The following is a 19701-nucleotide window of genomic DNA, read 5'->3' as shown; positions in this document are numbered from 1 at the left end:
GTCAAGCTCACCTTTTATTTACTTGATAAAATAGCTAAAGCAAGTGCAACTAAGAGCCAGACAAAAACTAAAATTCCGGTAAAGCGTTGCATGAATGCTTCAAAACCACGCGCCTTTGTTCGTTCAAACAGGGCTTGTGAAGCACTATTGTCAAATACGTTGCTACTTGGATTTTTTTGTGGTTGCATAAAAATAGCAACAATAATAATACCAGATAATATCAATAATATGTTTAGTAATAAGCTATACATGAGTCATCTCCTCTACTGTCATCTTGGTCATTCTATCATAATTTTTATTAAGATTCAAGATGTAAGGTCACTTTTCTTTCCTTGGGGCAATACTTTAAAACCTTAATTTTTTCGGGATGATTGGTTTTATTTTTGCTGGTGATGTAATTTTTACTACCACATTCTGTACAAGTTAAATTAATTTTAATGCGCACACCATCACCTACCCTTCTTTCAATATTTCAGTTATAACAATCATAAGATTTCTTTTAATGTTTATCATGATGATGACTTCATCTAAAATACTAGAGATATTATATCACACAAACCATCACTTTAGGAAATAAACTTGACAAGTCACATCAAAAGAACTAAATCATTTAATATTTTTTAAAAGATTATTTCTTACCCATTTTTAATCTTCAAAAACAATATTTAAAAAGAATTGTCAATTAGTTTTGCTATATGGGTGGACAAAGGTATGAAATGATGTTATACTGACTCTAGTAGATTGATTAAGAGTAACATTTGTGTTTTATCATATTTTGTCTCAAAGATTTACCAATATTAAAGAGAGGAAGTATGTATACTATGACACAAGGTACAGTAAAATGGTTTAATGCTGAAAAAGGCTTTGGCTTTATCAGTACTGAAGAACATGGCGACGTTTTCGCACATTTCTCAGCAATCCAATCTGATGGTTTCAAAACATTAGATGAAGGCCAAAAAGTGACATTTGATATTGAAGAAGGCGCTCGCGGACTTCAAGCAGCAAATATTACAGCAAACTAAAACAAAGCCACTAATTAGTGGCTTTTTTTGATTGCCCTAAAAGAAGACTGATGAATCTTTTCTTTGGTGGTTTAATGCCTTGTTTGGTTTAAAAGTGCTAATACTTTTTGTTTTGTGACTTCTTTTGAGCCGTTGTTATCAATGATAACATCTGCTTTTTTCTTTTTTGTTTCGAGACTTTCTTGAGAGGTTATTCTTTTCATTGCCTCTTCTTCACTATAATGATTTCGTGCCATAAGACGTTTTAGTTGTGTTTGTTTATCCACATAAACAAGCCAAACCTCATCAACTGAAGTTTCATAATGCCTTTCAAACAAGAGGGGGATATCCATGAAAAATATATCATGGGTTTGACTGGCACATTCTCTTTCAAAAGTTAGAGCTTCTCTGATAATATCATCTTGGAGCTGCGAAACTTTTTGTTGCACTTCATGGTTAGAAAAAAAGAGAGCCGATAATTTAGGACGATTGAGTTCCCCATCAGTTTGAAGAATGTCATCGCCAAAAAAATCTACTAAAACACGATAGAGTTTGCCTCCTTTTTTTTGGAGTTTGTGGACCACTTCATCAGCATCAATCACTAGAAAACCTTGTTCTTTAATCAACTGACTAACAAACGATTTCCCCGAAGCTATCCCTCCTGTTAGACCAATAATTTTTGTTTTCATCTTCCTTGACAAGACGGACAAAAGTGTGTCCCTCTTCCTCCTAACTTTATTTTTTCAATCGGTGTTTGACAGTTAAAACAAGGTAGCCCTTGTCTACCATAGACTTTCAAGAAATCTTGCATTTCTCCTGACTCACCAAGTGTGTTTTGATAGGTTCTAATCGTTGAGCCTCGCTTAGACACTGCAAAGGCCAGTAAGTCGATAATTACTTGATGTAATTGTGTCACTTGTGTTGTCGATAAGCGAGAACTAGCTGTTTTAGGATGAATTTTAGTGGCAAACAAGACCTCGTCCACATAGATGTTCCCAAGACCAACGACTAAGGTCTGATCAAGGAGATAGGACTTGATAGGACGACTAGACTTTGATAGGGCTTTTTTAAAGGGAGCTAACTTAAAATCATTTTCTATAGGCTCTGGGCCTATTTTTTTTGTTTTAAAATAGTTATCCAGTTCTGCTTTAGAGAAAAGTTCCATGGTGCCAAATTTGCGAACATCTTGATAGACCAAGGTAGAACCATCAGATAATTCAAAGAAAGCATGAAAATGCTTGTTTTCGGGCACTTCATTAGCAAAACTAAAATATTTCCCTTCCATGCGCAGATGAGAAATAATAACATTGTCTGTCAGCTCAATCAAAAGATATTTCCCTCTTCTTTTGACGGCAGTAACCACTTTATCAGTAATTTCCTGCATAAATTGTTTTTTATCTGTTTTAATCATTTGAGGATAGGAAAAGAAGACCTTTTTGATCTTCTTTCCTACAAGTAATGTTTCTAAACCACGTCGAACAGTTTCAACTTCTGGTAATTCAGGCATGTTAACTCCTTAGTATTCTTTTTTATTATAACCAAAATCAGCTAAATCAAGTTTTTTATCACGCCAGTTTTTCTTAACCTTAACCCAGGTTTCTAAAAAGACCTTATCTCCAAGCATTAATTCGATATCTCTGCGAGCGAGACTACCAATCTTTTTAAGCATACTACCATTTTTACCGATGATAATGCCTTTTTGACTATCTCTTTCAACCATGATTGTTGCCCTGATATGGATTTTATCAGTTTCTTCATCACGTTTCATCGATTCAACAACAACGGCAACTGAGTGAGGTACTTCTTGCATGGTTAAATGAAGAACCTTCTCACGAATCATCTCAGACACTAAAAAACGTTCCGGATGATCGGTAATCATATCTTCTGGGAAATACTGAAAACCCTCTTCAAGATTATCAACTAAGATGCTCATCAAGCGCTCAACATTGTTTCCTTGAGTGGCTGATATTGGAACAATTTCTTTAAAAGCCATCTGACTTCTAAAATCATCAATTTGTTCTAGTAATTGATCAGGATGCACCTTATCAATTTTATTAATGACTAAAATAACGGGAATATTGGCGGCTTTTAAGCGTTCAATAATCATGTCATCACCTTTACCACGCTTTTCATCTGCTGGTACCATAAAAATGACAGTTTCTACTTCTCTTAAGGTGCTGTAGGCTGATTCCACCATAAAATCTCCAAGAGCCGTTTTAGGTTTATGAATACCTGGCGTGTCAATAAAGACAATTTGCTCTGTTTTAGTGGTGTAAATCCCCATAATTTTATTGCGGGTGGTTTGTGCTTTATCGCTCATGATGGCAATTTTTTGACCCATCACATAATTTAAAAAAGTTGACTTTCCAACATTTGGACGTCCTAAAATGGCTACAAAGCCTGATTTAAATGTCATTTCATTCTCCAATACTTAATCAAAAATAAGGTTCCAAATTTTTGGAACAAAAATAACGAGACCTGTGATCACTGCATAAAAAGAGACCAGTAAAACAGCTCCTGCTGCCATATCCTTAGCATTTTTAGCTAGCATTGAAAAGTGATAGTCACTAGCTAAATCGACCACATTTTCAATAGCTGAGTTTAAGACCTCAAAAGAAATCACTAAAAAGATACTTAACAGTAGCAATAACCATTCAATAGCTGATAACTGGAAAAAAATGCCCGCAAGTGAAACTAAAAGAGCAGATAAAATGTGCTTTTTCATGTTTCGTTCTTCTTTGAAGGCCGTAAAAATACCTGTCAAGGCAAATTCTAAACTTGCTATCAGGGTTTGATTTTTCCATTTTTTCTTTGTTTTTTTATCTGGTGAGGCCATAAGCAGTCAGTATCTCCTCTTGTAGCGTGAACATTTCTTTTTCTTCTTCAGGGGTATAGTGATCATATCCATTAATATGTAAAAAACCATGGACGACTAAAAAGCCCATTTCTCTCTCAAAACTATGCCCGTAGTCATGTGCTTGTTCTTTAGCCTTATCTATTGAGATAAATAATTCACCAATGTATGCATTCATTTCAAGAAGCAGCTCAGCCAAATCTGGATTTTCTGCCAAATCATCCTCAGAAAATAAAATGTCATCATCTGGTTTATACTCTAGACTAATGACATCGGTGGGTCTATCAGTATCTCGATAATAACGATTTAACTCATGACTACGCTCATTAGTCACAAAAGTAACAGCCATTTCCTTGTCTGTCTTGTTGATTTTTTCGGCTGCCAAATTAAGCAAATCAAGTGTTTGCTTCTTAATCACATCAGAGACTGTATTTGTCTCATCAACCATCTCTATATACATATCCTTCTTCTTTCACTTTATGATAACTTCATTATACCATAGACCAAGCATTATTGCTTCTAACATATAAAAAAGCAGCGACGGCTGCTCTTATTTTTAAACATTATTTTTAGTTTGTGTCATTATCTTCATAAGCATTGATAATTTCAGCCACAACGGGATGTCTAACCACATCTTTAGCAGAGAGGTGAACAAAATCAATGGCTTTGATGGTTCTTAATTTTTCTCTAGCATCAATAAGACCCGACGTCACATTTTTGGGCAAATCAATCTGACTAATATCGCCATTAACAATCATCTTGGAATTAAAACCTAGACGGGTTAAAAACATCTTCATTTGCATGATTGTAGTGTTTTGCGCCTCATCAAGAATGACAAAGGCATCATCTAACGTCCGTCCACGCATATAAGCTAGAGGGGCGATTTCAATAATTTCACGCTCCATCAAACGGTTAGTATGTTCTTTTCCTAAAATCTGGTAGAGTGCATCATAGACTGGACGAAGATAAGGATCAACCTTTTCTTTTAAGTCACCAGGTAAGAAACCTAGGCTTTCACCGGCTTCAACAGCAGGACGTGTCAGGATAATACGTTTGATTTGACCACGCTTTAATGCGGTGACTGCTAAAGTAACAGCTAGAAATGTTTTTCCTGTCCCTGCTGGACCAATGCCAAAAACAACATCATGAGACTTAATGGCGTCAACATATTCTTTTTGACCTAGTGTTTTAACGCGAATGGGCTTTCCGGAATTGTCTTTAATGATTTCTTCTTCATACAAAGCGACAAATTTATTAATCTCATTATTTTTAGCCATAGATAGAGCCGTGACCACATCTGGTGTGTTGATTAGCATGCCACGTCCGACAAGAATTAACAGAGCTTCAATCGTTAGACGAGCCAACTCTACCTTTTCTTTGTCGCCAATCACTTGAATATTTTCAATGCGAGCATGGATAGTCACTCTCAATTCTTTTTCGATGAGTTTCAAGTGACGTTCATTACTCCCAAACAGGCTAAATAAATCATCTGGATGGTTTAAAATAATATCAATAGAATAATCTTGCAAAAAGTGTCTCCTTTAGTTTAAACTCTTTTCTTTCATTATATAATAAACGCAGTAAAATACCTAATAAATGCGACAACTGAGTTGATGCCACCTCAGTAAAAAGATATTTTTGTTTTTAATGATTAAGGTACTCTTCCCAAATCAAATCAAATTCATTTAAAGGAAAGCTAAAGCTAGCTTCTTCTTCCAAAAACCGACTAATGCGATCAAAATCACTGGTTTGCTTGGGAAAATCAGATTCTTCAAAAACATGATCGGCTAAAATGGCCAAAGGGGCATTACTTTTAGGATTTCTTTGCGACATTAGCCAAGTATAAAAACTTTTTCTCATTTGTTATCTCTTTCTGGAAAATACACTGAGTATTTCACTCATCGTATCTCTTAACGTTTATCGTTGTTTAGGGTTATCAGGATTGATGAGTAATTAAGGTCACACCTGTTGAATCTTGGGTAATCTTTTTAGCTTTCATCAAGCCACCTAAGGCTTTTTTAAATTGGCCTTTGGAAATACCAAAGGTTGTTTTGATGTCTTCTGGGGATGATTTATCATTTAAGGTCATAAACCCACCATTACTTTCCAGATAGGTTAAGATCATCTGTGCATCATTTTCGAGCATTTCAAAAGAGCGTGGTTTTAAAGAAAGATTCAGCGTTTGATCTATCTCACGGTAACCAATGACACGGACACTTAATTCTTGACCAAGCCTTGGTTCACTATATCTTTCACTTGGGTGAATAAAACCAAGCATGTTATTATCAGGTAGATAAACAAAGGTTCCTGATAACTTCAAACGATAAACAATGGCTCTTAGTTGTTGATTATGCATGTTATCATAAGCACGTCCTGCTAGTTTTTGAAAAACCTCAGGTTGCGCTGGTTGCGCCCAAAGACGTCCCTTACTATCAACATCTAAAGAAACTAGTAATTGATCGCCCTTTTGTGGCCACAATTGCTTTATCTCAGGTAAAATATCAAGCGAGATGACAACTTCTTTATCTGGTAATCCGGTATCAACAAAGACACCTAAATCTTTTCTGACAGCTGTGACAATTCCCCAGCCATAATTGTTTCGGGTTGCTTCAATAGGTTTTGTTGTTAGGCGATTTTTTTGATGTTTGTCGGTATAGGTAAAGCCCGACACCATTTCACCCAGCTGGTGTTTTCCTTCTGATTTAGAAAGAGCAAAAGTGATACCTTCTTTTTGGATAAAATAAAAATTATCATTTTCATCTGTCACAAGACCTGTCAGTCTCGTCGCAAGTAATTCGTTCATTTTTTTACCTCGTGTTTATCACAACACATTTCTTTTTTTTAATAGGCTGACTAAAGTGATAGGAAAAAGGGATCTGCTTGCAAATCCCTTTGACTTAGACTTCAAGCAACTCTTTTTCTTTTTCTGCTGTCATCTGATCGATATGTTTAATGGCATCGTCTGTTGCTTTTTGAATATCTTTTTCTAGCGTTTTCAACTCATCTTCTGTGATTTCTTTATTTTTTTCTTGTTTTTTAGCCTCATCCATAGCATCACGACGGATATTTCTAATGGCTATTTTGGCATTTTCACCAACTTTTTTCACTTCTTTGGCTAGTTCTTTACGTTTTTCTTCTGTTAACGCAGGGATAACAAGACGAACAACACTACCATCTGATTGAGGTGTAATTCCGATATCGCTGGCATTGATGCTACGTTCAATTTCTTTTAAAATAGATTTGTCAAAAGGTGTGATGAGTAATACACGTGCTTCTGGAACAGTAATAGAAGCCATTTGATTGAGTGGTGTCATGGCACCATAATATTCTACTTGAATACGATCTAGTAAACTAGCATTAGCACGACCTGCACGAATAGTAGCATACTCACGACCAAGTGCTTGAAATGATTGTTCAAATCTTTCGTTAGCTTTTGTAATAATAGCGTTTGTCATTATTTTTCTCCTTAAAATGAATATGATTATTGTTGATGTTTATTAGAGACAGTAGTCCCAATTGGCTCACCATAGACAACTCGTTTGATATTTCCGGGTTGGTTAAGATTAAAGACAACCAAGTCAATATCATTATCCATGGATAATGAACTTGCCGTTGAATCCATAATCTTGAGCCCTTGTTTTAAGACTTCGATGTGGGTTAATTCGTCAAATTTGATGGCATCGGCATTTTTTCTAGGATCATCATTATAGACACCATCAACACCATTTTTTGCCATTAAAATAGCATCTGCCTCAATCTCTACCGCTCTTAGAGCTGCTGTTGTATCCGTTGAGAAATAAGGAGAACCCGTTCCGGCTGCAAAAATAACAATACGATTTTTTTCCAAATGTCTAAGGGCGCGCCCTCTAATGTAAGGTTCAGCAAGTTGTTGCATGTTGATAGCGGTCTGTACACGTGTATCAACACCATATTGCTTCAAGCTATCTGCCATCACCAAAGCATTCATGACTGTTCCAAGCATACCAGTATAGTCTGCAGAAACACGGTCCATGCCTGCTCTTGCTGCAGGCTCACCTCGCCAAAGATTGCCCCCACCGATGACAAGAGCAATATCAATACCTTCTTCGTGAACTTCTTGAATTTCTTTGGCCATTTTTTGAACGGTCGGTAAATCGATACCAACACCTCTCTCACCAGCTAAAGCTTCACCAGATAGTTTTATCAACACACGTTTATATTTAGGTTTTACCATATCACTACTCCTTACTTTATCTGTACTATTTTATCATATTTTATTTTTTTTAGATAGTTAAATCTATAGAGAAAGACTAGAAAACTGCAATTTAAAATGCTTTTTATTTTTTTTCTGATAATATTGAAAAAAACACTTGCTAAAAGCAAGTGTTTTTATGATTAAAGTGAACTTGTATCAACTTTGATACCAACACCTTGAGTTGTTGTAATTGAAAGGTTTTCAATATAAGTACCTTTAGAAGTTGCTGGTTTAGCTTTAAGAATAGTATCATGGAATGCTTTGAAGTTTTCAACTAATTTTTCTGAATCAAATGACACTTTACCGATAAGTGCTTGAACGTTACCTGCTTTATCAGCACGGTAAGTGATTTTTCCACCTTTAGATTCTTCAACAGCTTTAGCAACATCCATTGTTACAGTACCTGTTTTAGGGTTTGGCATAAGGTTACGAGGCCCAAGAACACGTCCTAGACGTCCAACAACTGCCATCATGTCTGGTGTTGCAATAACAACATCAAACTCTAACCAACCACCTTGGATTTTTGCCACAAGGTCGTCTTCACCGACAAAATCTGCACCAGCAGCTTTTGCTTCTTCAGCTTTTGGTCCACGCGCAAAAACAAGCACGCGAGATGTTTTACCAGTTCCGTTAGGTAAAACCATAGCCCCACGGATTTGTTGGTCAGCTTTTTTAACATCAATGTTAAGGTTATAAGCCACTTCAACTGAAGCGTCAAATTTTGCGAAGTTAGTTTCTTTTGCAAGTGCTACAGCTTCTTCAACGCTGTAGGCTTTTGTGCTGTCAATTTTTTCAAGAGCAGCACGTAATTGTTTGCTTTTTTTAGCCATTTTAAAATTCTCCTTGTAATGTGGTATTATCGATTTAAAATCTCCCACGTCACTCATCCAATTATGATGAAGTCTTGCGGGTAATGGGGTTACGATTAATCAGTAACGTTGAATCCCATAGAACGAGCAGTACCTTCAATCATACGCATTGCAGACTCAATGTTTGCAGCGTTCAAATCTGGCATTTTAGTTTCAGCAATTTCTTGTACTTGTGCACGAGTAACTGTTGCCACTTTTGTTTTGTTAGGTGTTCCAGAACCTTTTTCAACACCTGCAGCTTTTTTCAAAAGAACAGCAGCTGGTGGTGTTTTGGTAATGAAATCAAATGATTTATCCTCATATACTGAGATAACAACTGGGATAATCATACCAGCTTGATCAGCTGTACGAGCGTTAAACTCTTTTGTGAATCCCATAATGTTAATTCCTGCTTGACCAAGTGCTGGTCCAACTGGTGGCGCTGGTGTAGCTTTACCAGCAGGAATTTGTAGTTTGACAATTTTTTCGACTTTTTTCGCCATTTTAAAATCCTCCTGTTGTGGTTCTTTCGGTAATTAAGATTTTTACCTCCCACAGTTATGCTAATATAGCATACCTTACTATTATACCTTAAAATCAGTAAATTGCAAGCTATTTTTCTTATTTTTTTATCATTAAAATCAGAAAGATATGAGCTAAGTTAGATTGATTCTTGCTCTGTTCTTTTTCATATGATTATTTTAGGATTGGTCATTTACAATTAAAGCGATTAACGCTAAAATAGAAACATGATGATATACAAATTAATGGCAGTACTTTTTATTATAATAACACCCATTTTCTCATTTATTATAGTGAAGTTGTTGGGACTTAGTAAATATAAGATTAACTTAGCAGACCTCTCTCTCCCTCTTTTTGTTGGAGAAATTTATCTGGTGTCTAAGAACTTTTTTACACATAGTTTTATTTTTTATTATCTGATTGTAATGTCTCTCCTTGCTATCGGATTAACGATTTGGCTACTACGTTCTAAAAAAGAATTCCACTATCGTCGCTTCTTTAAATTCTTTTGGCGCACAGGATTTATCCTAACCTTTTTATTTTACCTCGCCACTGTTGTCGCTATTTTTCTTTAGATAAAACTATAGCAAAAGCATCCATCTCTGCAACGGAGATGAGATGCTTTTTTTGTTTGCTGATAAGTAATTTCTTAAACCCTTATTTTCCCCAAGAACGATATAGTTCTTCAATGATTTTAATGCCAGATAAGGTCAAATCCTTGGTCATGATTGGACTTGTTTTTTGATTTTCTAAAATCATTTGACTCACATGGTAGGCTTCTGCTTCAAAATCACTTTGCATGGGGGCCTCGATGATGTCGTGACTGCCGTCTTCTCCAATCAACCTAGCGTGTGTTGCCTTCCAAAAATGTGGAATTTCAAGACGCCCCTTGGTTCCTATTATCACCATTTCATGTGGTAATTTAACATGTGTGGTGAGATAGACATTCACCAAAATATCATTAGATAATTTTAGCAGGATTTTTGATTGACTATCACTTTGACCATCAGGAAAAGTAGCTACACCACTGTATGAAGTAATGGTCGCATCAAAAATATATTGTAAATAAGACAAGGCATAAGGTGCCATAAAGTGTACCGTACCGCCACCTAGAGATAGATCTCTAAACCAAGTGACGTGGTCGATATTATCATAGGCTGTGGTTGATGAGACTGAAACAATTTGACCCAATTTCCCAGAAGCAACCACTTCCTTAATGGCTTGTGTCATCGGGATAAACACTGATTTTTGAGCCTCCATCAAGAAAAGGTTGTTGGATTGCGCTAAATCAAACAATTCAACAGCTTGATGATAAGTCAGTGTGAAGGGTTTTTCAACGAGCACATGCTTACCTGAAAGGAGCGCTTTTTTAGCTGTGGGATAGTGGGCTTGATTGACATTGGCAACATAAATGACATCAATATCAGGGTTTTTTAACATCTCTTCAAGACTTCCATAAGCTTTAGAGACGTTATGCTTATCGGCAAAAGCCTGGGCTGACTCTAGCGAGCGACTAGACACTGCCACCACCTCGCCATTACCAGCAAGACGGACTCCCTCAATAAAACGAGGCGCCACCTGAGCAGTTGATACGACACCATACTTTACCTTAGCCATAAGAAACTCCTTTGTCTTTGATAAGACTATTATAACATGCGAGAAGAAAAGACATAAACAGAAATATTTTATTAATGTGTGACATATTCTTATCGTCCTTTTGATGCTTGTCTTGAGTAAAAAAGACAAACTCATAAAAGAGCCTGTCTTCATTTGGAATCTATTCTATTGAATAACTTTTGAATTATTTTACTGTCTGATCAAATAATCAAAGGCGCCAAGTGCAGCTGTTGCACCAGAACCCATTGAGATAATGATTTGTTTGTAGGCGGAATTGGTACAATCACCGGCAGCAAATACACCAGCTATATTCGTTGAACCATGATTGTCAACTTCTATTTCCCCTCTATCATTTAAAACAATACCACTGTTTTTTAACCATTCTGTATTTGGGACTAATCCAATCTGAACAAATACTCCTTCCAAATCTAACCTTGTTTCTTGGTTGGTTTCTCTGTCAACGTAAATGAGTCCAGTAACATGGTTATCTCCAACAATTTCTTTTGTGGCCACATTTTTGATGATGGTTACATTATCTAGTTTTGACGCACGATCTTGCAAAATCTTATCAGCTTTTAACTCTGGTAAAAATTCTAAAACATAAACATGACTAGCGAGACCTGCCAAATCAATAGCAGCCTCTAATCCTGAGTTTCCACCACCAATCACAGCCACATTTTTATTAGTAAATAAAGGACCATCACAGTGTGGACAGTAAGTGACACCTTTGTTGCGGAATTTTTCTTCTCCAGGAACATTAATATTTCGCCATTTTGCACCCAGTGATAAAATAACTGTTTTTGATTTTAGAACAGCACCATTTGCCAACTCTATTTCAACAACATCTGAGCGTTTCAAAGAAACCGCTCGTTGAGATTTCATAATATCAACATCGTAGGATTTGGTGTGCGCTTCTACTTGGGCCATCAATTGAGACCCTTCCGTATAAGTTGTCCCAATCATATTTTCAATCCCAACGGTCTCTAATACTTGACCACCAAAAGTTTCTGCTAAAAGACCTGTTTTAATCCCTTTTCTTGCTGCATAGATTGCTGCACTGTTTCCTGCTGGGCCACCACCAACAACTAAAACATCATACAGGCCTTTATCAGAAAAGTTTTCCATTGATAAAGGTGCTGTCACCAAGTCTAATAGTTGCTCAATCGTGTTACGACCAGACGTTAATTCCTCACCATTTAAATAAACAGTTGGGACAGCCATAATTCCTTTTGCCTCAATCTCATCTTTAAACATGCCACCTTCTATCATAACATGAGAAATGTTTGGATTGAGAACTGACATAATGTTTAGTGCTTGTACCACATCTGGGCAATTGTGGCAGGATAAGCTAACATAAGTTTCAAAGTGTAGGTCCTTATCGATTTTCTGAATGCGATCAATCACTTCTTGTTCAATCTTTGGTGCACGACCAGAAACTTGTAGTAAAGCTAATATAAACGAGGTGAATTCATGTCCTAAAGGGACCCCGGCAAATTCAACGCCACTTTCTTCCCCTTTTTTAGCTATGCGGAAACTCGGGAGACGATCTAGTTTTTTTTCTTCAAAACTGATACGTTCTGACATCCCAATAATGTCATCAAGAAAATCTTTGACTTTTGAAGAATTGTCATCGTCTGATAAATGTGCTTGAAAGACAATATCCGACTCTAGTAGGGCAAGATATTGTGCTAATTGATCTTTAATACTTGCATCTAAAGTCATAAGCCCATCTCCTTATATTTTACCAACTAAGTCAATACTAGGGGCCAAAGTGTCGTCCCCTTCTTTCCATTTTGCAGGACAAACTTCATTTGGATGTTTTCTCACATATTGTGCTGCGCGAACCTTATCAATTAAAGTGCTAGCATCACGGCCGATACCACCAGCATTGATTTCCATCATTTGAATGACGCCATCTGGATCAATGATAAATGTCCCACGTTGTGCAAGGCCATCTTCACCTAAAACATCAAATCCAGTTGATAATTCATGTGATGGGTCGCCAATCATGGCATAAGTAATTTTTCCAACAACATCAGAATCATCATGCCAAGCTTTGTGTACAAAATGAGTATCTGTTGATACAGAATACACTTCAACTCCTAAAGATTGTAAAGTTTCATACTGTTCTTGCAAATCACCTAACTCAGTAGGGCAAACAAATGAGAAATCTGCAGGGTAGAAGCAAAAAATAGCCCATTTCCCTTTCACATCTTTATCTGTTATAGTGATAAATTTCCCATCTTTATAAGCGGTTGATGTAAATTCAACCATTTGTTTTCCGACTAATGACATAGATTAGTCCTCCTTCTAAATTTAAAATGCTTTTATAAATTCATTATAGGAAAAAAATCTTTTAAAGTCCAATAAACACTGGGATTTTCATGATTTAATTTAACCTTATCTCATCAATGAGAATAGTAATGATAACAATTGTTAAACAGTTGGCTTTCAGACAGGTGAGAGTCGAAATTTTTAATACTTATCAGTTTTGAAGTAGAGTTTAGGAATTGGGTATGTTGTAGATTTTTTAATTGTTTAAATCAAATGAACTGGAATTCAATAAAATCATAGTTTGTATTTTTAAAAATCAAATTATAGTAAATATCATCTCTATTATTTGCACATTGAGAGACTTGTTTTCTTTTTCTATTATCAAATCATTTAATTCTGTTTTTTATGTGTTCTCATCCCCTTTAATTGCTTTATATTTTTATTTGAGGAGTATTCAGTATATTGACTTGAGCCAACCGAATACAGAACTATTATAACTAGAAAGCGATGAATGTTAGAAAAGATAGCAGAAAGTGGTGAAGAAATATGATATTATATAAATATTACGGAGGTTAACATGTCAAATAAAATTATAAATGTAGTTGCTGCAGCAATTATAAAAGATAATAAAGTTTTTTGTGCTCAACGTGCAAATAATAAATCACTCGGTGGCTATTGGGAACTGCCAGGAGGTAAATTAGAAATTGGTGAAAGTCCTGAACAAGCCCTTATCCGAGAAATAAAAGAAGAATTTAATGCTGATATAGAAATAATAGATTATGTTAATGAAGCATCGTACGACTACGATTTTGGAACTGTTGTGATGAAAACATATAGAGCTAAATTAACATCGAATAATCTTGAGTTGTTAGAACATCAAGACTCTATTTGGTTAGAGTTAAGTAAACTCAACACTTTAAATTGGGCGCCTGTTGATCGACCTGCAGTTAGACTATTAAGTAAAAAATAGCGATTATATAATCGCTATTTTATATTAGTTGTTAAGTATCTATAAAGTGATGGCTCGATAGGAGTATTCAAAGAAAATAACATCTTGACAACACTATCTCCACCTCTGTTTATTTCCATAGCACTATTTTCAATATAGTTTAAACTACCAAGATAATAAAAATCTCCACCCTCTGCATCATTCTTTTTCACAAAAAGCTCTAATCTTAAATTATTTTGGTTTGAATTGAGAATAGTTGAAACGTCAGGTGAGTTTTTTGTCCGCTTATTTTTAGAAAAATAGATTAATGTCGTCTCGTTAATTAACTCATCTTCATACTTTATCGTATCACTTATATCTTCACTTTTATGATAAGTAATAAATATTGGACACGAATTTGTTTCTTTATCGATTTTATATCCACCGATATTCAATGACGGTTCATCTTTCTTCACATTAAGAAGTTTCAAGATATCTCTTCTTGAATATTTTTGATTAAGTGTAAAGATTTCTGGATAATCTTTTGATTTTTCAAGACCAGTTTCTAAAACGTCTAAGAAAAACTTAGCGTAACTAGGTTTCTTTTGAAAAGAATCTAAAACATTTTTATTCAGATAATAAACGTTTTCTTTTTCTGATACCAGAGCCTCCGTTCCATATTTCTTTTGTTCTTGCGCTTTTAGAAATTTTAAATTTAGAACTCTATTGATAGAAGTTAGTGTACTATTATCAGATGTTAGTTCTTTATTATGTAAAAAATCAAGCCATTTCTCATGAGTTATTTGTCCATTATTATTTATTAACAACATCAATAAATAAAGTTCATGAGGCCTTTTCCCGCTTAACAATTCAAATGTTATAAAATTTAAATATCTTTCTTCAACATCCGTTATACTAATTATTTCATTTGAAAATTTATTAACAACATCAATATAATTAGAAAAACGACTATTTTCAAAAAAAGTTAACGGATCAACACCATGATACTTAATATAATCAAGCATCATAGGAGAACGACCAAGTTTATTTTTAAGTTCAACAAAAGACTCTCTTAATATTTTTATACTAGATAATGAGGTGTTTGTTATGGCATCAAATATTTGTTTTTTAGCAATTTCTTCAAAATTCACAGTAGTTAAGCCTTTTATTGTGCTGGCTTCCCTAACTTCTCGACGATAATTATCTTTATTCATAGTTTTATCACCAAATAAAGCAATAGGGATTAAATAATTATTTTTATAATTGCCAATAAAATCTATAATCGTAACATAGTCTTTAGATTTATGTTTTCTAAGACCACGTCCAAGTTGTTGAATGAAAACAATACTTGATTGGGTGTTACGTAGCATTACGACCTGATTTACACTTGGAATATCGATACCCTCATTAAAAATATCAACGGTAAATAAATAATCTAATTGACCTTTTTCTAATTTTTCAACAGCTTCTTCTCTTTTTATTTGAGAATCTTCTCCAGTCAAAACTAGACTTTTAAGATTCTTACGATTAAATTGTCTCGAGAGCTCTTTAGCTTCTTTTTTAGTAGAACAAAATATTAAACCTTTGACCTTTTCTCCACTATGACCATAATATGTTATTTTATCAATAATATGTTTTAGTCTTTCACTTGAAACCAAGTTAGAAAAATTAGCTTTTTCATCTATTAAAGAGCCATCAATTTTAATATCGGTTACACCAAAATAAAGAAACGGACAAAGCAGATCGTTATCTAAAGCTTCTTGAAGTCTAATTTCATAAGCAATATTATAATCAAAAAGTTCAAAAATATTTTGACCATCAGTTCTTTCAGGTGTTGCGGTCATACCTAATAGAAATTTAGGAGAAAAGTAATCAATAATTTTTTTATATGATACCGCACCAGCTTTATGAACCTCATCTATTAAAATATAATCAAAAAAATCTTTTCTAATTTTTTTAAGATTTTCATCTTTTGATAAAGTTTGAATGGTTGCAAAAATATATTTTTTTGATGAGATATCCATATTTGTTTTATATATACAAGCTTCTTCATCATTAAATTTAATAACTTTTTGAAAACTTTCTAAAGAGGTTCTTAAAATCTGTTCTCTATGGACAATAAAAAGTACTCTTCTAGGATTAACTTCTCTAACATCAAAGGCAGATAAATATGTTTTCCCTGTACCCGTTGCACTAATTATTAGAGCTTTATCTTTCCCTTGCTTTCTGATATTCTCAAGCCCAACCAAAGCTTGTTCCTGCATTTTATTAGGGTTTATTTCTGAATTAAAGCTACTGGATTTATTTTCTTGAATATCTACAATTTGGATAGACATTTTTCTTTTCAATTTATATTTTTCTATAAAAGCATTTGTTAAAGGAATTGATTGCTCCCAAATTCTTTCAAATTCTTTCTTCGATTCTTTAATAAAATTACCATTATCAGTTGAAGTTAGTTTTATATTCCATTCATAGTTATTTTTCAAGGCATTACCAGTTAAATTTGAACTACCTGAAATCATTACCTGTTTATCATGTTGTTCAAAGAGATAATATTTCGAATGTAACTGTAATTTCTCGTCCGAAATTCTCACTTCTACATTTTTCAATTTCAGAAGCTCTTTCATTGCGAGAGGTTCATTGAAATCTAAATAAGGAGAAATAATAATTTTTCCCTTAACATTTTTTAATGCTAAATCAGCTAATTGACTTTTAATTAAAGCAATTCCTGACTGTGTAACAAAAGCAACTGAAAAATAAAAAGCAATTGATTTACTAAGTTCTTCTTGTATTTCACTTAAAACAAATCTTTTTTCATCAGGAGAGTTAATAACAATTTTTGGTGCATAATGATGATTTTGATATCTTTCATAATCAATAAAACCAAATTTAAGAGATTCTAACAAATTATTTTGAAATAACGATTTATCCATGCTTCATTTCCTATTCTAAAAACTAATACTATTATCCTATTTAATTTATAGAACTTCAAGAAAAAATAAAAATAAGTTAATTTTAATATACTAATCTGAATTAATTATATTAACGTAACGACAAAAAAAGATAGCTCACGCTATCTTTTTTATTTACTCTGTAACACTTTTCGTGGTTTGGTGCCTTCGGCTGGGCCGATGACGCCTGCTTCTTCTAGTTCTTCCATTAGGCGTGTTGCTCGGTTAAAGCCTACGGATAGGCGTCTTTGTAACATGGAGGCGCTGGCTTTTTGGGACTCGATAATCAATGCCTTGGCTTCTTCAAATAAAGGATCCCCCTCACCAGATGAACCATCACTTGAAGCATCGTTTTCTGATACTTCGCCTGGATCAAAGTTCTCGTCATAGTCCGCGTCAGCTTGTTTTTTGATAAAGTCAACAATTCGTTCCACCTCATCATCAGAGATAAATGAACCTTGCAAGCGAACAGGGTGATTTTCATCAATTGGTTTAAAGAGCATGTCGCCTCGACCAAGGAGTTTTTCTGCGCCATTTTCATCTAAAATCGTACGGCTATCTGTGCCACTTGATACCGCAAAGGCGATACGACTTGGCACATTGGCTTTAATCAAACCACTAATAACATCAACACTTGGGCGCTGTGTGGCAAGAATCATGTGGATACCAGCTGCTCTAGCTTTTTGTCCCAAGCGAATAATGGCATCTTCAACTTCTTTACTAGCTACCATCATTAAGTCTGCCAATTCGTCAACGATGACAACAAGAAGTGGGAGTGGGATTTGTTTAACTTCTGATGTGAGGTTATATTCTGCTACTTTTGCATTATAACCAGCAATGTTTCTGACACCGATTCGGCTAAAGAGCTCGTAACGGTTTTCCATCTCATCCACCACTTTTTGAAGCGCCTTACTGGCTTTTCTAGGATTGGTCACTACAGGAATCAAGAGATGAGGAATATCATTGTAGACGGATAATTCAACCATTTTCGGGTCAATCATCATCATTTTTACCTGGTCTGGTCTAGCTTTCATCAAGATACTTGCGATAATGCCATTTATCGCAACCGACTTCCCAGAACCAGTTGATCCGGCAACAAGCAGATGAGGCATTCTTGCTAGGTTAAAGGAACGGCTAGTACCATTAACAGCTTTTCCAAGTGGCACTTCAAGCAGTTTTTCTGGGTCTGTTTTTGACTGCTCCCATAACTCTCTAAAGGAAACTGTTGCCACTTCTGAGTTTGGTACCTCAATGCCGACCAAGGACTTCCCTGGAATTGGTGCCTCAATACGAACGTCTTTTGCTGCTAGGGCAAGGGCTAAGTCATCTGCTAAGTTGGAAATACGGTTAACACGAACACCAATGGCAGGTTTAACCTCATATTTTGTCACAGAAGGGCCTATCTCTGCTCTTTCAACGACCACTTTAATGCCAAAGCTGGCAAATGTTGCTTCTAATACTTTGATATTATCACGCACCAGTTTTTTCTCGCGTGTTTGGTTTTTTGGTTTGTCAACATCAAATAGATCGATGGTTGGTAACTGATAATGAAGCGTTTTTTTCGGTGTAAAATCAACATCAATTGGCGTCTCATCATCTTCAAAAGAAGACTTATCTGCTAGATCATCATCTAAATCATAGGTGATTTCTTCTTCCTCATCAGCCACATAACCAACAATTTCTGGTTCACGATAGTTTTTGGTCTCCAAAACGTTATCATAACCAGCCAGTCTTACTTCTTCTTGAGAAAAATCAGAGTCCTCTAAATCTTCTTCAGCGACTTCAATTTGTGCTAAAGCTTTTTCTTCTTCAAGGCGTTTTCTTTCTTCTTGTTTGAGGAAGCGTTCCTGTCTTTTTCGTTCATTTCTTGCTTTTATTTTTTGAGCCGTGTCTTTTACAAATTCAGTAATATCTCTAATGTTCCACGGCGTCATTAAAAATAATCCTAATAAGATAAAAAGACCACCGATGAAGAAACTACCAATGTTTGAGAATAAAAAAGAAATGGGTTTGTATAAAAGGGCACCAAGCATGCCACCACCAGTGAAAGATTTGACCTGAAAAGCCAGCAAATCATTAACGATGACTTTCATTGTCCCAGCAAAAATCTCCTTGTCTCTCATTATTGGCAGTGAAAAGAAATAAGCATGCCATTCCAAAAGAAGACCCATGAGTGCCATGATAAAGCCACCTAAAAGACCATCTCTTTTTCTAATCCATTTGAAAGCATACAAATAAATGAGATATGAAAAAATAACGAGATAAGCTAGGCTACCAAATAAAAAACGGATGACATTGTAAATAGTCGTCCCAAATGGTCCCAATTTAAAAATCGCAAAAAAGAGAACAATCGTCATCCCAAGCGCTAATACTAAGCGTTTGGTTGCCGCTTGTTTTTCCTTTTCTGCCTTTGTTACGTAACGTTTTTTTGTTCTTGTTTTTCCAGAATTCTTCGATTTAGCCATACTTTCA

22 protein-coding genes are annotated in these 19701 nt (G+C 35.1%); 3 read left to right on the top strand and 19 right to left on the bottom strand.

From position 1 onward, the window contains the following. Nucleotides 1-14 precede the first annotated feature (14 nt). A complete protein-coding gene (gene secG, locus JHK64_RS04565) occupies nt 15-251 on the bottom strand; it encodes a preprotein translocase subunit SecG (RefSeq protein WP_018369796.1) in 237 nt (78 codons plus the stop codon). 47 nt (nt 252-298) lie between these two features. Next, nucleotides 299-445: a 50S ribosomal protein L33 gene (gene rpmG, locus JHK64_RS04560; protein WP_199567817.1), complete on the bottom strand. Its 147-nt coding sequence runs from the start codon at nt 443-445 to the stop codon at nt 299-301. A gap of 376 nt (nt 446-821) precedes the next feature. Between rpmG and JHK64_RS04555 the strand changes: the two genes are divergently transcribed. Beyond that, nucleotides 822-1022 carry a cold-shock protein gene (locus JHK64_RS04555; RefSeq protein WP_026216741.1) on the top strand — a complete coding sequence of 67 codons (201 nt, stop codon included), beginning with the start codon at nt 822-824 and terminating at the stop codon, nt 1020-1022. 71 nt (nt 1023-1093) lie between these two features. On the opposite strand, the gene coaE is transcribed toward JHK64_RS04555, so the two are convergent. From coaE to rplK, 12 genes are all read right to left on the bottom strand, one after another. Beyond that, on the bottom strand, nt 1094-1690 hold the full coding sequence (gene coaE, locus JHK64_RS04550) for a dephospho-CoA kinase (protein ID WP_199567816.1): 597 nt from the start codon (nt 1688-1690) through the stop codon (nt 1094-1096). Next, on the bottom strand, nt 1687-2508 hold the full coding sequence (mutM, locus tag JHK64_RS04545; protein ID WP_199567815.1) for a DNA-formamidopyrimidine glycosylase: 822 nt from the start codon (nt 2506-2508) through the stop codon (nt 1687-1689). The genes coaE and mutM overlap by 4 nt, the downstream gene beginning before the upstream one ends. A 9-nt stretch (nt 2509-2517) precedes the next feature. After that, nucleotides 2518-3417 carry a GTPase Era gene (gene era / locus JHK64_RS04540; RefSeq protein WP_199567814.1) on the bottom strand — a complete coding sequence of 300 codons (900 nt, stop codon included), beginning with the start codon at nt 3415-3417 and terminating at the stop codon, nt 2518-2520. Nucleotides 3418-3432: 15 nt separating this feature from the next. Then, a complete protein-coding gene (locus JHK64_RS04535) occupies nt 3433-3837 on the bottom strand; it encodes a diacylglycerol kinase family protein (protein ID WP_199567813.1) in 405 nt (134 codons plus the stop codon). Next, nucleotides 3821-4315: an rRNA maturation RNase YbeY gene (gene ybeY / locus JHK64_RS04530; RefSeq protein WP_199567812.1), complete on the bottom strand. Its 495-nt coding sequence runs from the start codon at nt 4313-4315 to the stop codon at nt 3821-3823. The genes JHK64_RS04535 and ybeY overlap by 17 nt, the downstream gene beginning before the upstream one ends. A gap of 109 nt (nt 4316-4424) precedes the next feature. Continuing rightward, entirely contained in the window at nt 4425-5384 is a 960-nt protein-coding gene (locus JHK64_RS04525; protein ID WP_199567811.1) for a PhoH family protein, read from the bottom strand. A 115-nt stretch (nt 5385-5499) separates the two neighbouring features. Continuing rightward, a complete protein-coding gene (locus tag JHK64_RS04520; protein WP_199567810.1) occupies nt 5500-5715 on the bottom strand; it encodes a YozE family protein in 216 nt (71 codons plus the stop codon). Between the two features lie 76 nt (nt 5716-5791). Then, a complete protein-coding gene (locus JHK64_RS04515) occupies nt 5792-6658 on the bottom strand; it encodes a CvfB family protein (protein ID WP_199567809.1) in 867 nt (288 codons plus the stop codon). Between the two features lie 94 nt (nt 6659-6752). Further along, nucleotides 6753-7310, bottom strand: coding sequence for a ribosome recycling factor (frr, locus tag JHK64_RS04510; protein WP_199567808.1), 558 nt, complete (start codon nt 7308-7310; stop codon nt 6753-6755). 26 nt (nt 7311-7336) lie between these two features. After that, on the bottom strand, nt 7337-8068 hold the full coding sequence (gene pyrH, locus JHK64_RS04505; RefSeq protein ID WP_199567807.1) for a UMP kinase: 732 nt from the start codon (nt 8066-8068) through the stop codon (nt 7337-7339). A gap of 161 nt (nt 8069-8229) precedes the next feature. Then, entirely contained in the window at nt 8230-8919 is a 690-nt protein-coding gene (gene rplA / locus JHK64_RS04500) for a 50S ribosomal protein L1 (protein WP_199567806.1), read from the bottom strand. 95 nt (nt 8920-9014) lie between these two features. Next, nucleotides 9015-9440 carry a 50S ribosomal protein L11 gene (rplK, locus tag JHK64_RS04495; protein ID WP_199567805.1) on the bottom strand — a complete coding sequence of 142 codons (426 nt, stop codon included), beginning with the start codon at nt 9438-9440 and terminating at the stop codon, nt 9015-9017. Nucleotides 9441-9686: 246 nt separating this feature from the next. Between rplK and JHK64_RS04490 the strand changes: the two genes are divergently transcribed. Beyond that, nucleotides 9687-10034 (top strand): DUF3397 domain-containing protein, encoded by a 348-nt coding sequence (locus JHK64_RS04490; RefSeq protein WP_199567804.1) that lies wholly within the window; start codon nt 9687-9689, stop codon nt 10032-10034. An 82-nt stretch (nt 10035-10116) separates the two neighbouring features. On the opposite strand, the gene JHK64_RS04485 is transcribed toward JHK64_RS04490, so the two are convergent. From JHK64_RS04485 to ahpC, 3 genes are all read right to left on the bottom strand, one after another. Beyond that, entirely contained in the window at nt 10117-11076 is a 960-nt protein-coding gene (locus JHK64_RS04485; RefSeq protein WP_199567803.1) for a Gfo/Idh/MocA family protein, read from the bottom strand. Nucleotides 11077-11265: 189 nt separating this feature from the next. Then, a complete protein-coding gene (gene ahpF, locus JHK64_RS04480) occupies nt 11266-12798 on the bottom strand; it encodes an alkyl hydroperoxide reductase subunit F (protein ID WP_199567802.1) in 1533 nt (510 codons plus the stop codon). 12 nt (nt 12799-12810) lie between these two features. Further along, nucleotides 12811-13371, bottom strand: coding sequence for an alkyl hydroperoxide reductase subunit C (gene ahpC, locus JHK64_RS04475; RefSeq protein ID WP_199567801.1), 561 nt, complete (start codon nt 13369-13371; stop codon nt 12811-12813). Between the two features lie 556 nt (nt 13372-13927). Here ahpC and JHK64_RS04470 point away from each other — a divergent pair. Then, nucleotides 13928-14320 carry a (deoxy)nucleoside triphosphate pyrophosphohydrolase gene (locus JHK64_RS04470; protein ID WP_199567800.1) on the top strand — a complete coding sequence of 131 codons (393 nt, stop codon included), beginning with the start codon at nt 13928-13930 and terminating at the stop codon, nt 14318-14320. 14 nt (nt 14321-14334) lie between these two features. Here JHK64_RS04470 and JHK64_RS04465 read toward each other — a convergent pair whose 3' ends face one another. Both JHK64_RS04465 and JHK64_RS04460 read right to left on the bottom strand, forming a co-directional pair. Continuing rightward, on the bottom strand, nt 14335-17211 hold the full coding sequence (locus JHK64_RS04465) for a DUF3427 domain-containing protein (RefSeq protein WP_199567799.1): 2877 nt from the start codon (nt 17209-17211) through the stop codon (nt 14335-14337). A 149-nt stretch (nt 17212-17360) separates the two neighbouring features. After that, the gene (locus JHK64_RS04460) at nt 17361-19694 is read right to left on the bottom strand and encodes a DNA translocase FtsK (RefSeq protein WP_199567798.1); all 2334 of its coding nucleotides are present in this window, start codon (nt 19692-19694) and stop codon (nt 17361-17363) included. Between the last annotated feature and the right edge of the window lie 7 nt (nt 19695-19701).

The sequence above is a fragment of the Streptococcus zalophi genome, assembly GCF_016481285.1.
Classification (GTDB): Bacteria; Bacillota; Bacilli; order Lactobacillales; family Streptococcaceae; genus Streptococcus; species Streptococcus zalophi.
Note: the sequence above shows the minus strand (reverse complement) of the source record. Positions and strands in the feature narration are given on the sequence as shown.